The following is a 12,553-nucleotide window of genomic DNA, read 5'->3' on the forward strand; positions in this document are numbered from 1 at the left end:
GCGCCCGAGCGCTCCCGATGCGCGTGATTGAAAAAAGAGTCTCGGTTGCGCTAACCGCGATGTCGTGCGCGCAGGCCCACCGCGAAACAGGTCAAAAGAAGCAACCCAAACGCGCCATCGCCCACACGTCCGTAGAGAGTGGGGGTGGGCAGCGCTTCCGGCAAGGCCGCATCGACCACTCCACGGTGACCAAGCGGAAGCATGGCCGTGATGCGGCCGTGGGAATCCACCAAGCCGGAGATGCCGGTGTTGGCGACGCGGACCAGCGGCATCCCCTCCTCCACCGCGCGGGTCCGGGCGATGGCGAAGTGCTGATGCGGGCCGGCGGTGTTGCCGTACCAGGCGTCGTTGGTCAGGTTCAGCATCCAGCGCGGCCGCCCGGCGCCCTCCTCCACCGCAGGCAGCACGGCGCCGGGGAAGATCACCTCGTAGCAGATCAGCGGGCTGACCGGCGGCAAGCCCTTGAGATCGAGCGACACCGGCCCCGGCCCGGCGGAGAACTCCGCCCCGTTGCCGGCGATCGCCCCGACCGGCAGCCAGCGGCGCAGCGGCATGTATTCGCCGAAAGGCACGAGGTGGAACTTGTCGAAGCGCCCCGTCACCGCGCCGCTGCCGTCCACCGCCGCCAAGCTGTTGTAATAGAGCGGCTCGCCCTCCGGCCCAGGCTCCATCCGGGGCACCCCGGTGACGAGCAGCCCGCCGGGCGGCGTGACCGACCCCAGCGCCTGGCGCAGGCGGGCGTCCTGGTTGAGGAACAGAGGCACCGCGGTTTCGGCCCAGATCACATGGGTGATCGGCTCACTGGATGGAGCGGCGGAGAGTTCCATCTGCTGCTGGACGTTGCGCACCCGCTCGCCCGCCGCCCATTTCAGCCGTTGGTCGATGGCCGGCTGGACGAGCCGCAGCCGCACGTCGGGCACCGTCGCGTCCGACGCCCCGGCCAGCCGCAGCCCGCCCCAGGCGCCCAGCGCCGCGAACAGCGCCAGCCCGGCGGCCAGCGCCCCCCAGGCGCGGCGTCGCGGCACCGCCGCGTCGGCCAAGCCCGCCGGCAGCGACGCCACCAGCACGGTCAACAGGCTGAGGCCATAGATGCCGATCAGCGAGACGCCTTGCAGAACCGGCAGAAAGCCCGTCCAGCCATAACCGACGAGGTTCCACGGGAAGCCGGTGAAGACATGGCCGCGCAGCCATTCGAACAGCGCCCAGGAGGCGGCGAACAGCAACATCCGCCCCAGCCCCCTTCCCTTCAGCGTCCAGGCCAGCAGCGTGGCAAAGCCGGTGAACATCGCCAGCAGGATCGGCAACCCCGCCGCCGACAGCGGCAGCGCCCACCAGAACCGTTCGATGTCGGTGAACAGCGCCGCGCTGATCCAGTAGAGGCCGAGCAGATGATGGCCGAAGCCGAAGAACCAGCCCACCGCGAAGGCCTGCCGCCTGGTCCGCGCCCCGTCGAGCAGCCAGAGCAGCCCCGGAAAGGCGATCAGCAGAAGCGGCACCGCGTCGGCCGGCGGCAAGGCCAGCGTCGCCAGCCCGCCGAACCCCGCCGCCGCCAGCAGCCGGCGCCAGCCGGTCAGCCCGGCCAGACCCGCGGACAGACGGCCCAGCCGGGCCGGGGTGGTCGTCATGTCGGTGACTGTCAAGCGGTGGCACTCCGGATGCGGATGGGCTGGTGAGGCGATTGTGCCGGGCTGGAAACGACGTCACCACGAAGGCGCGAAGACACGAAGAGGGGCACAGAGAAGCTCCCGCTTTCCCGGTGAGTCCGGGGACGCGGTAGAGCCTCTTTGTGCCGTCTTTGTGTCCTTCGTGCCTTCGTGGTGAGAAACCCTGTGGGCTTAGCCGACCTCGGCCAGGGCGGAATTCTCGGCGGGGGCGGTGCGGACGCGCAGCCGCCTGATGCGGCGGGGGTCGGCCTCGACGATCTCGAACTCCAGGCCGGAGGGGTGGATCAGCGTCTCCCCCTTGCCCGGCACCCGCCCGGCCAGCGACACGACGAGACCGCCGAGCGTGTCGACCTCCTCACGCTCCTCCTCGGTCAGGAAGGCGCCGACGCGGTCCTCGAAATCCTCGATGGAGACCCGGGCGTCGGCGAGGATCGAGCCGTCGGGACGCTCCACGAAATGGGGCGTGGCCTCCTCGTCATGCTCGTCCTCGATCTCGCCGACGATCTCCTCGACCAGATCCTCGATGGTGACGAGGCCGTCGATGCCGCCGAACTCGTCGACCACCAGCGCCATGTGCTGGCGCTTCTGGCGCATCTGCACCAGCAGGTCGACCACCGGCATGCTGGGCGCGACGATGCTGAGATCGCGCACGATGTCCTTGAGTTCGACCGGCGTCCGGCTGGCCATCGCCACCAGAACGTCCTTGATGTGGATCATGCCCACGACGTCGTCGAGCGTTTCACGGAACACCGGCAGGCGGGAATGGGCTTCCTCCGCCATGCGCTGGACCAGGGCGGGGAACGGCGTGTCCACCTCCACGGCCACGATGTCCGCGCGGGGCACCATCACGTCGTCGACGGTGCGGTCGCGCAGTTTCAGGATGTTGGCGAGCAAGGCACGTTCGCCCGCCCCCAGCGATCCCTCGCCGCTGTCCTGATCCTCGATCAGGCCTTCGATCGTGGCGCGCAGAGTGGCGTCGTCGCGCCCCCCCAAAACGGTCCTCATCCACCCGCGAAACAGGTGGCCCAAGGATTGCTGATCTTCGGCCCCGTCTTCACGGGGCGTTCGACTGTCGGAAATCTCGCTCATCGGTCCGGTGGTTGTTCGTCCAGGTTCGGCTCTCCGGGCGGAGAGCGCGTGGCGGCGTACGGGTCGGCGATGCCAAGGGTCGCGAGCACGTCGGTTTCGAGCTGCTCCATCTCCTCGGCCTCGTCATCCGTCTCGTGATCATACCCGAGCAAATGAAGAACGCCATGCACCACAAGGTGGGTCATATGGTCCGAAGGTGTTTTACCCTGCTCGGCGGCTTCACGGGCGACGGTCTCCCAGGCCAGGATCACGTCGCCCAGCATGACCGGCGCGTCCTCGCCCAATTCGGGCTCCTCCGCCTCGGTCAGGGCGAAGGACAGCACGTTGGTCGGCTTGTCCTTGCCGCGGTATTCGCGGTTCAGCCGGTGCACCAGCGCGTCGTCGGCCAGCACGACGGACAGCTCCGCCGGACCCTCATCCTCGTCGTAGGTGACGGTGAGCGCAGCGAGCGCCGCCCGTTCGCACAGCCATTCGGCGTTCTCCGCCCAATCGCCCGCTTCACGTGAAACGACGACGTCGACGGCCATCACGGTGTTCCCTCCGCGTCCGGAGCCGACCGGCGCCGGCCGTCGGCGCGGGCGCCCCGGGCACGGTCCACCTCGGCGCGGTCGCCTTCGGCACGGTCGTAAGCGCGGATGATGCGGGCGACCAGCGGGTGGCGGACCACGTCGGCGGCGGTGAAATGGACGAAGCGGATGCCCTCCACCCCTTCCAGGATGTCCAGCGCCTCGCGCAGGCCGGATTTGGTGCCGGCCGGCAGGTCGGTCTGCGAGATGTCGCCGGTGACCGCCATGCGACCCCCCTCGCCCAGGCGGGTGAGGAACATCTTCATCTGCATCGGCGTGGTGTTCTGCGCCTCGTCCAGGATGACGAAGGCGTTGGCGAGCGTGCGGCCGCGCATGAAGGCGAGCGGCGCGATCTCGATCTCGCCGGACTCCAGCCGCTTCTTCACCTGCTCCGCCGGCAGCATGTCGTGCAGCGCGTCGTAGAGCGGGCGCAGGTAGGGGTCCACCTTCTCCTTGAGGTCGCCCGGCAGGAAGCCCAGCCGCTCCCCCGCCTCGACGGCGGGGCGCGACAGGATGATGCGGTCCACCTGACCGGTGGTCAGCAGCGCCACCGCCTGGGCGACGGCGAGGTAGGTCTTGCCGGTGCCGGCCGGGCCGAGCCCGAAGACCATCTCGCTTTCCGCCAGCGCCTGGAGATAGGCGGTCTGCATGGGCGAACGCGGGGTGATGGCGCCCTTGCGGCGGGTGCGCACCGCGACCTCGCCCCGGCTGAGCGTCGCCAGATTCTGGTCGCGCACCGCACCGCCGACGCCGGTCGCCATGCGGACGGCGGCGTCCACCTCGCCGGTGCCGACGGTCATGCCACGCTTCAGCCGCTCATAGAGGGCGTCGATGGCCGAGCGGGCGGCTTCCGACGAGTCCGCCGGACCGGCGATGGTCAGCGTGTTGCCGCGGGAGATCAGGGAGACGCCGAGCTGGTTTTCTATGCGGGCGAGGTGGCGGTCATGCTCCCCGTACAGCATCGGCAGCAGCCGGTTGTCGTCGAAGTTCAGATCAATGCGCTGATCCGGGCGCTGATCGGGCAAGCCGTTCAAACGGTCGCCTCCACGGGTTGCGTGCCGGTGGCGGAGCTGCGGTATTCACCGGTCGCCACGCTGCCGGCAAGGCTGTTCGGATGGGCGGCGTCCACACGCACCGCGACGATGCGGCCGAGCAGCCGCTCGTTGGCGTCGGCGTGCACCGACTGCAGATAGGGGCTCTTCCCGAGGAGCTGGCCGGCGCGCTTGCCGACACGGTCGAACAGGACCGGCACGGTGCGCCCGACGAAGCTCTGGTTGAAAGCCTGCTGCTGTGCGTTCAGCAACTGCTGGAGGGCGGCGAGACGGGCGTCCTTCACGTCCTCCGGCAGCTGGCCGTGCTCCAGCGCCGCCGGGGTGCCGGGCCGCGGGCTGTACTTGAACGAATAGGCCTGGGCATAGCCGACGTCGGTGACGAGGCGCAGCGTCGCCGCGAAATCGGCGTCGCTCTCGCCGGGGAAGCCGACGATGAAGTCGCCCGACAGCGCCAGATCCGGCTTGGCGGCGCGCAGCCGGTCGACGATGCGGCGGTAGTCGTCCGCCGTGTGCTTGCGGTTCATCGCCGCCAGCACGCGGTCCGACCCGGCCTGCACCGGAAGATGCAGGTAGGGCATGAGCTGCGGCACCTCGGCGTGGGCGCGGATGAGGTCGTCCTCCATGTCGCGCGGGTGCGAGGTGGTGTAGCGGATGCGCTCCAGCCCGTCGATGTCCGCCAGTTCGCGGATCAGCCGCCCGAGGCCCCAGGTGGTGCCGTCCGGCCCCTCCCCGTGCCAGGCGTTGACGTTCTGGCCGAGCAGGTTGATCTCCCGCGTGCCGCCGGCGACGAGGCGCCGGGCCTCCGCCACGATCTGGGCGCCGGGACGCGAGAACTCGGCGCCGCGGGTGTAGGGCACCACGCAGAAGGTGCAGAACTTGTCGCAACCCTCCTGCACCGCCAGGAAGGCGGAGACGCCCTGCCCGGCGCTCTCGTCCGGCAGGAAGTCGAACTTGGACTCCACGGGGAAGTCGGTGTTCAGCACGCTGCCCGCCTTGCGGCTGGCCTTGGCCACCATCTCCGGCAGGGTGTGGTAGGTCTGAGGCCCGAACACCATGTCCACGAAGGGGGCGCGGGCGACGATCTCCTCGCCCTCGGCCTGGGCGACGCAGCCGGCCACCGCGACGATCATCCGGCCGTCGCCGGCCTCGGCCTTGACGTCCTTGAGCTGGCGCAGGCGGCCCAGTTCCGAGAACACCTTCTCGGAGGCCTTTTCGCGGATGTGGCAGGTGTTGAGGATCACCATATCGGCGCCGTCCGGCTCGTCCACCGGCCGGTAGCCCAGGGGTGCCAGGACATCCGCCATGCGGGCGGAGTCGTAGACGTTCATCTGGCAACCCCAGGTCTTGATGAAGAGCTTCTTACTCAACGATCCCTTCCACAGCGCTGAACGATCCGACCAACCGCGATTCCGGCCAACCGCAATCTCGACCAATGCAAAAACGCGCGCCGGGACGGCACCGGCTCGAGCGGCGCAATCCGGCGCGCAACCCGCCGCGTCGCGGCATCGCACCCTGCCGATATGGTAGCACGAGTGCGGGAAAACGAGTCAATCGTGCCCGCGCGGCGTCTTTCCATTTCGCGGTGTGGAAAGTTTCCATCACGGGACGACGGTGGGCGTCGGCTTGCCGGACACCGCGCGCTCCACGCCGCGCGCCACGGCGCGCTGGCAGTGGTCGGCCAGGGCCTTGCGGCTGGAGAAGCCGTCGATGGTCACCGGGGGGTGGAATTCCACCTCCACCGTCATGCGGCCCAACGTGAAGACGGTCCACAGATGGGGGGCGAGATCCATGTCGCCGTACCACGCGTAACAGGGACGGAAGGCGATCCCCATCGGGATGCCGTCCAGCCGCGTCGGCGCGATGCTGACCGGCTGAACGGTCAGCGGCCGGTCCCCGATGCGCCGGGCGGCCACCGCGAACAGCGCCGTCTTGAACGGGAGCGTGCGGTTGCCGTCGCTGGAGGTGCCTTCGGGGAACAGGATCAGGCTGTCGCCGGCGTCCAGCCGGGCGCCCAGCTCGTCGCGCTGCTTCTCCACCCCGGAGCGGGCCTTGCGCTCCACGAAGACGGTCTGCTGGAGCTTCGCCAGCGCCCCGAAGAAGGGCCAGCCGGCGACCTCGCTTTTCGCCACGAAGGAGCCCGGAATGACCGACCCCAGCACCGTGATGTCGAGGTAGGAGGAATGGTTGGAGACGAACAGCACCGGCCCGTCCGTGGCGCGCTCGCCGCGCACCACGACGCCGATGCCCAGGATGGCGGCGCAGACCCGGTGGTAGAACTGCGGTATCCGGAAGCGCAGCGGCGAGCGCACGGCGACGGCCAGCGCCTGCACCGGGACCAGCAGGAGCGTCCACAGGAGGTAGACGGCCAGACGAAGCCCGCCCCGCACCGGCGATCCCAGGGCACGCGCACCGGTTGCATCCACCGCCGTCATGCCACCCGTCTCCTGATGCGATCGCGGATCACGCGATCTGGGCGTCGCGGCTGCGCCGCTCGTAATGCCTGGAGTATTTGTTGGTGATCAGGTCGGTCTTCACCACGATCGACACGTCGGTGGTGTTGAACTGGTGATCGATCACCGCACCGTCGCCGATGAAGCCGCCCAGCCGCAGATAGCCCTTGATCAGCGGCGGCAGAACGCTCAGCGCGCGCTTCGGGTCGATCTGGTCGCGGGGCATCAGATCCATGCCGACGTAGCGTTCCGGCAGCGCCACCGGGCGCAGCTCCTCCGGGGCCAGATGGAAGTGATGCAGGTAGGCGAGCGGTTCGGCCATCGCCACCGGGTCGGTGCCCGGCAGGCTGGCGCAGCCGAACATCACCGCGATGTCGTGGTGGAAGACGTAGGCCGCGATGCCGCGCCACAGCAGCTGCATGCTGCTGCCGCGCGTGCGGTAGGCGGCGTCGACGCAGGACCGCCCCAGCTCCAGGATCTCCCCCGGATAGCTGACCAGCCGCCCGATGTCGTATTCGTCGCTGGAATAGAAGCGGCCCGCCTTGGCCGCCGCCGGGCGGCGGATCAGCCGGTAGGTGCCGACCACGGACTCCGGGCCGTCGCCGCGGGCGTGGTCGATGACCAGCAGATGGTCGCAGATGGTGTCGAAATCGTCGAAGTCGCGATGGCGCACGGCCATGTCCGGCGACGGCACCGCCGACATCTCCTCGTAGAAGACGCGGTAGCGCAACGCCTGGGCCCAGTCGATCTCGGCGGCGCTTTCGGCCAGCCGCACTTCGAGGGAGCCCATGCGCAGATCCGAAGAGCTGCCCTGGTCCGTGCCTGTATCAGCCATACTCGACGCTTCGCTGGCGTTGTTCGGGTCGCGGCAACCGCCGGTTCTCCATCCGGAGCCCGGTCGGGCACGGAACAGGGATAACACGAATGGCCGGTTGCCGGTCAACCGCGACGTGACGAACCCGTCCCCGGCGAGCCCGGACTCCGGGCAAGCCACAAGGTCCGGCCCCGGCGAACGGGGACGGCGGCAAGGCGGGACAGCAATGATCACGCGGGAAGGAAGAAAAGATCGCATCCGGGCGATGAGGTTCCGGGGCGGACCGAACAGCGGCGGTCCGCCGGACACCAACGCACAAGCCCGATGGACCTTAGGCCGCGCCGCGGCGGGCGCGGGTGCCGAGACCGATCTGCTTGGCCAGCGAGCTGCGCTGGCGGGCGTAGTTCGGGGCGACCATCGGATAGTCGGCCGGCAGGCCCCAGCGGTCGCGGTATTCCTCAGGCGACATGTCGTAGGCCGTCTTCAGATGGCGCTTCAGCATCTTCAGCTTCTTGCCATCCTCCAAACATACAATGTAGTCGGGAGTGACGGACTTCTTGATGGGCACCGCGGGCTGCGGACGCTCCTCAGTCGCAACCGGCTCGGTCCCGACATTCGCGAGTGACTTGTACACCTGCTCAATCAGCGTCGGAAGATCGCCGAGAGCGACTGTATTGTTCGAGACATGCGCCGCCACGATCTCCGTGGTCAGAGACAACAGCGCGTTGGAAGGGTTACCATTGCTCATGTAAGCTTGCTCCGCAGCTTGGCGTTCCTCTCCATATAAAGAGGTTTGTGGCCGCGCGCAATATCCATCCTTTGCTCTTAAAGAGGAAGCAGTGTACGAAAAAAAATCTCCGGATTTGTTTTTGGACATCACCAGCGAGGTGTGCCCGTTAACCTTCGTCAAGACCAAGTTGTCGGTGGAGCGCATGGCGGCCGGGCAAACGCTTGAAGTCCGGCTGAACGCGGGCGAACCCTTGGAGAATGTGCCCCGATCCTTGATCGAACTGGGCCACTCCATTCTTGCCGTGACACCCGAAAATCCGGATGAGCCGGAGGGGGTGCACCGCCTGTGGATCCAGAAAGGTTAAGGTTTATTCGCCGGTGTACGAATACCGCAACACCAGGGCGGCAACCCTTCCGTCCGCCCTGCGGTAATAGCCGGGACGACGGCCAATGGCAAAGAAACCACAAGACTTATACAGGGATTGCGCCATACCATTGTCTTCGGCGACTTCCAGGAACAACGCGGTGGCGCCCCGCGTCCGCGCGCCGTCCAGCGCCGCCGCGACCAGCCGCCGCCCGAGGCCTTGCCCCCGTGCGTCGGCACGGACGCCGATGGCGATGATCTCGCCGTCCTCAACGGCGACCCGCGCCAGCAGGAAGCCCACCGGATCGTCGCCCTCCGCGCCCTCCCGCAGGGCCAGCACCGTGAAGAAGCCGGGCTGGCCGATCAGACTGGCGACGGCCTCGCTGCCCCAGGGGTCGTCGGGAAAGCACCCCTGCTGCAGGGCAGAGATCACCGCGGCGTCGGCGAGGCCGGCGGTCTGAAGCCGCACCGGATGGGACGTCTGGGGCCGGAACGTCTCGGGCGGGATCGCCGTCATGCCGTCTTCCGCGGCAGGGAAACGTCGGGCGGGCGCAGGTAGAAGGGCTGGGCCGGCAACCCGACGTCCCGCATGGCGCCCAGGGCGGCGACCACGGCAGCGTCGGGTGTCCCCGCACCTTCGGCGAAAGCGGTTTCGGAACGCCCCTCCAGGAGCGGGCGCAACGCGGCCGCCCCGTCCCCGGCGACCAGCAGCGGTCCGGCACCGCCGGCGAGCAGCCCGTCGAGCCAGCCCGGCACCGCGACGGGCTCCAGCATCGCCGGTTCCCCGAACGGCGTCAGGTCCGGGCGGAAGAGTTGCAGGAACGGCTCGCTGCGACGGGAGTCCACGGCGACCAGCACGGCGTGGCCGTCCCGCTCCGCCTCCGGCAAGCCGTGGGCGATCGCGTCGAAGCTGGTGATGCCGACCACCGGCAGCCCGGCGGCCAAGGCGAAGCCGCGCGCCGCGGCCAGCGCGATGCGCAGCCCGGTGAAGGCGCCGGGCCCGACGGTCACGGCGATGCGGTCCAGCGCGTCGAAGGCGCAGCCGGCCTCCATCATCACCGCTTGCGCCAGAGGCACCAGCGCTTCCGCCTGCCCACGCGCCATCGGCTCGCGCCGCCGCACGGTGACCGCGCCGTCGTCCCACAGCGCGGCGGAACAGCCGGAGGTCGCCGTGTCCAGTCCCAGAACTCTCATCGCCTCACACGCGTCGTCAGATCCGCCATCTTCAAAGCCCCACTTCAAGCCTGGGTCAAGAGCGTGATAGACAGCCCCGACCTTCCCTGACGGCATGGATCATGCTCACACCCATCGCACCGCCGGACTTCGACCTCGACATCGAATTGCTCTACGCCACGCCGGACAACCTGACCGGGGTGCCCATCTACCGGCACCCGCATTGCCTGCTGCACCCCGACGCGGCGGCGGCGCTGCGCGCGGCGATCCGGCTGGCCCGCGGCATCGGCTGCCGGCTGCGGCTGTACGATGCCTTCCGCCCGGTCGAGGCGCAATGGGCCTTGTGGCGGGCGCTGCCCGACCCCTCCTACATCGCCGATCCGTCGGCCGGCTCCACCCATTCCCGCGGCATCGCGGTGGACCTGACGCTGGCCGACGGGACCGGGCGCCCGCTGGACATGGGCACCGGCTTCGACGACATGACCGAACAGTCCCACCACGGCCGCACGGACCTGACCACGGAGCAGCAGCGCAACCGCGCCGCCCTTCTCGGCGTCATGACGGCCGCGGGCTGGCGGCATTACGCCTGCGAGTGGTGGCACTATCAACTGCCCGACGAGCGGCGCTACCCTCTGCTGACCGACGCGGCCCTGGGCGGGCTGATGATGGGGTGATCCCCGGGGAGCCCGCCGCTGGCCATCCCACCGCGGGGGCCGGGTCCGCGGCCGGACTCCGGAGGGCCTCGGGTCATAGAGCCTAATGTCACAGGGGTTGTTGCAAGGCTGCATCACGAAAGCGCCCGAAGCGCATCGTGCGTGTTGCGGACTTGTTCCCGGCGCCATGCCTGTGCCACACCAGCCGTTGCGCAGGCCGGGCTCCGGTCCGGCCGCGCGACCGTTCCGGACCCACGACAGGCCGCCATGCCGTTCCGCCGCGCCGCCACCGTCTTCGCCGTGGCCGCCTTCTGGGCTTTCCAGGCCCTGGCGGGAAGCCCCGGCGTTGCGGCGCCCAGCGTTGCACCGGACGGGGCGGCGAACACCGCCGTCGTCTTCGCCTACGATCGCTTCGGCGAGGACCAGACCCCCTCCATCAGCATCCGCATCGACCAGTTCGAAGCCCATCTGGACGAGCTTCAGGACGGCGATTACCAGGTCCTGCCCCTGCCCCGCATCCTGGAGGCGCTGCGCAGCGGCGCGCCGCTGCCCGACCGGACGGTGGCGATCACCATCGACGAGGCCAGCCGCTCCGCCTTCCGCGAAGCGTGGCCCCGGCTGAAGGCGGCGGGGCTTCCCTTCACCCTGTTCGTGGCGACCGATGCCATCGACCGCGGGTCGCCCGCCCACATGAGCTGGGCAGAGGTGCGGCAGCTCGCCGCCGCCGGGATCACCCTCGGCGGGCTCGGCGCCTCCACCCAGTCGCTGGTGTCCCGCCCCGCCGACGAGGTGAAGGCGGAGCTGCGCCGCATGGCCGACCGGCTGCAGGCGGAGACGGGGCAGCGCCCCACCCTGTTCGCCTACCCGCAGGGCGAGGTGTCGTCGGCGGTGCGGACCATCGTGACGGAGCAGGGCTTCGCCGCGGCTTTCGGCCAGCAATCGGGCGTCCTGCACCCGCAGGCCGACCGGGCGACCCTGCCGCGTTTCGTGATGAACGAGAGTTTCGGCAGCGTCGACCGCTTCCGGCTGGCCGCCAACGCGCTGCCGCTGCCGGTGACCGACCTGACGCCCGACGACCCGCTGCTGACCGTCAACCCGCCGTCGGTCGGCTTCACCGTGTCGGACGAAGTCGGCGACATCGCGCGGCTGGCCTGTTTCGCCGCCGGCCAGGGCCGCACCACGCTGGAGCGCGTGACGGAGGACCGGGTGGAGGTGCGCATCCGCGACCCCTTCCCGCCGGGCCGCACGCGCGTGAACTGCACCCTGCCGGGACCCGAAGGGCGCTGGCGCTGGCTGGGCATGCAGTTCGTGGTTCCGGAATAGGCGCAGAGACACGCCGGCGGGCGCTGTCCGTCCGTTCGGACCGCGCCCGTCCGGTGGATGCCGTCAGCGGACGGCGCGGACCTCGACCACCTCGGGGATGTAGTGGCGCAGCATGTTCTCGATGCCGGCCTTCAGCGTGGCGGTGGAGCTGGGGCAGCCGGAGCAGGCCCCCTTCATCTCCAGATACACCACGCCTTCCTCGAAGCCGTAGAAGGTGATGTCGCCGCCGTCCTGGGCCACCGCCGGACGCACGCGGGTGTCCAGCAGCTCCTTGATCTGGGTGACGATCTCATCGTCGTCAGCGCTGGCGGCATGGCCATCGCCGGTTTCTTCCAGCAGCACCGGGCGGTTGGCGGTGAAATGCTCCATGATGACGCCGAGGATCGACGGCTTCAGCAGGAACCACTCCTTGTCGCCGGCCTTGGTGATGGTCACGAAGTCGGCGCCCAGGAAGACGCCCTGGACCCCGTCGATCTCGAACAGCCGCTGGGCCAGGGGCGAAGCGGTGGCGGCGTCGCGGGACGGGAAGTCCGCGGTGCCGCGTCCGAGCACGTCACGCCCCGGCAGGAACTTGAGAGTCGCCGGGTTGGGCGTCTGCTCGGTCTGAATGAACATGGTGATATCCTCCATCGGCGCCGAACAACACTGGCGGCGTAGGCGAAACTTGGGCAGAATC

The 12,553-nt window shown here is 69.3% G+C and carries 14 protein-coding genes; 3 read left to right on the forward strand and 11 right to left on the reverse strand.

Annotation, left to right across the window (positions count from 1 at the left end):
* Positions 1 to 50: 50 nt before the first annotated feature.
* From lnt to FHW79_RS02755, 8 genes are all read right to left on the reverse strand, one after another.
* The gene (gene lnt / locus FHW79_RS02720; protein WP_348984027.1) at positions 51 to 1,640 is read right to left on the reverse strand and encodes an apolipoprotein N-acyltransferase; all 1,590 of its coding nucleotides are present in this window, start codon (positions 1,638 to 1,640) and stop codon (positions 51 to 53) included.
* A gap of 195 nt (positions 1,641 to 1,835) precedes the next feature.
* Positions 1,836 to 2,669 carry a hemolysin family protein gene (locus FHW79_RS02725; protein WP_247884129.1) on the reverse strand — a complete coding sequence of 278 codons (834 nt, stop codon included), beginning with the start codon at positions 2,667 to 2,669 and terminating at the stop codon, positions 1,836 to 1,838.
* Positions 2,670 to 2,749: 80 nt separating this feature from the next.
* Complete coding sequence (gene ybeY, locus FHW79_RS02730; protein WP_183177529.1) at positions 2,750 to 3,280, reverse strand: rRNA maturation RNase YbeY; 531 nt, start codon at positions 3,278 to 3,280, stop codon at positions 2,750 to 2,752.
* A complete protein-coding gene (locus FHW79_RS02735) occupies positions 3,280 to 4,281 on the reverse strand; it encodes a PhoH family protein (protein ID WP_247884164.1) in 1,002 nt (333 codons plus the stop codon). The genes ybeY and FHW79_RS02735 overlap by 1 nt, the downstream gene beginning before the upstream one ends.
* Positions 4,282 to 4,349: 68 nt before the next feature.
* Positions 4,350 to 5,738 carry a tRNA (N6-isopentenyl adenosine(37)-C2)-methylthiotransferase MiaB gene (gene miaB / locus FHW79_RS02740; RefSeq protein ID WP_183177530.1) on the reverse strand — a complete coding sequence of 463 codons (1,389 nt, stop codon included), beginning with the start codon at positions 5,736 to 5,738 and terminating at the stop codon, positions 4,350 to 4,352.
* A gap of 231 nt (positions 5,739 to 5,969) precedes the next feature.
* Complete coding sequence (locus FHW79_RS02745; RefSeq protein ID WP_183177531.1) at positions 5,970 to 6,803, reverse strand: lysophospholipid acyltransferase family protein; 834 nt, start codon at positions 6,801 to 6,803, stop codon at positions 5,970 to 5,972.
* 28 nt (positions 6,804 to 6,831) lie between these two features.
* The gene (locus FHW79_RS02750; RefSeq protein WP_183177532.1) at positions 6,832 to 7,656 is read right to left on the reverse strand and encodes a GNAT family N-acyltransferase; all 825 of its coding nucleotides are present in this window, start codon (positions 7,654 to 7,656) and stop codon (positions 6,832 to 6,834) included.
* 310 nt (positions 7,657 to 7,966) lie between these two features.
* Positions 7,967 to 8,383, reverse strand: coding sequence for a MucR family transcriptional regulator (locus tag FHW79_RS02755; RefSeq protein ID WP_014238866.1), 417 nt, complete (start codon positions 8,381 to 8,383; stop codon positions 7,967 to 7,969).
* Between the two features lie 91 nt (positions 8,384 to 8,474).
* On the opposite strand from FHW79_RS02755, the gene FHW79_RS02760 reads away from it, so the two are divergent.
* Positions 8,475 to 8,729 carry a sulfurtransferase TusA family protein gene (locus tag FHW79_RS02760; RefSeq protein WP_183177533.1) on the forward strand — a complete coding sequence of 85 codons (255 nt, stop codon included), beginning with the start codon at positions 8,475 to 8,477 and terminating at the stop codon, positions 8,727 to 8,729.
* Between the two features lie 3 nt (positions 8,730 to 8,732).
* Here the strand turns inward: FHW79_RS02760 and FHW79_RS02765 are convergent, their stop codons facing one another.
* Both FHW79_RS02765 and tsaB read right to left on the reverse strand, forming a co-directional pair.
* Positions 8,733 to 9,245, reverse strand: coding sequence for a GNAT family N-acetyltransferase (locus FHW79_RS02765; protein WP_183177534.1), 513 nt, complete (start codon positions 9,243 to 9,245; stop codon positions 8,733 to 8,735).
* Positions 9,242 to 9,922 carry a tRNA (adenosine(37)-N6)-threonylcarbamoyltransferase complex dimerization subunit type 1 TsaB gene (gene tsaB, locus FHW79_RS02770; RefSeq protein ID WP_183177535.1) on the reverse strand — a complete coding sequence of 227 codons (681 nt, stop codon included), beginning with the start codon at positions 9,920 to 9,922 and terminating at the stop codon, positions 9,242 to 9,244. Before tsaB ends, FHW79_RS02765 begins: the two co-directional genes overlap by 4 nt.
* 101 nt (positions 9,923 to 10,023) lie before the next feature.
* On the opposite strand from tsaB, the gene ddpX reads away from it, so the two are divergent.
* The gene (gene ddpX, locus FHW79_RS02775) at positions 10,024 to 10,575 is read left to right on the forward strand and encodes a D-alanyl-D-alanine dipeptidase (protein WP_183177536.1); all 552 of its coding nucleotides are present in this window, start codon (positions 10,024 to 10,026) and stop codon (positions 10,573 to 10,575) included.
* A 246-nt stretch (positions 10,576 to 10,821) separates the two neighbouring features.
* Positions 10,822 to 11,877, forward strand: coding sequence for a polysaccharide deacetylase family protein (locus FHW79_RS02780; RefSeq protein WP_183177537.1), 1,056 nt, complete (start codon positions 10,822 to 10,824; stop codon positions 11,875 to 11,877).
* A gap of 63 nt (positions 11,878 to 11,940) precedes the next feature.
* Here the strand turns inward: FHW79_RS02780 and FHW79_RS02785 are convergent, their stop codons facing one another.
* The gene (locus FHW79_RS02785) at positions 11,941 to 12,492 is read right to left on the reverse strand and encodes a NifU family protein (RefSeq protein ID WP_183177538.1); all 552 of its coding nucleotides are present in this window, start codon (positions 12,490 to 12,492) and stop codon (positions 11,941 to 11,943) included.
* Positions 12,493 to 12,553: the final 61 nt, after the last annotated feature.

It is taken from the genome of Azospirillum sp. OGB3, assembly GCF_014192915.1.
GTDB lineage: Bacteria > Pseudomonadota > Alphaproteobacteria > Azospirillales > Azospirillaceae > Azospirillum.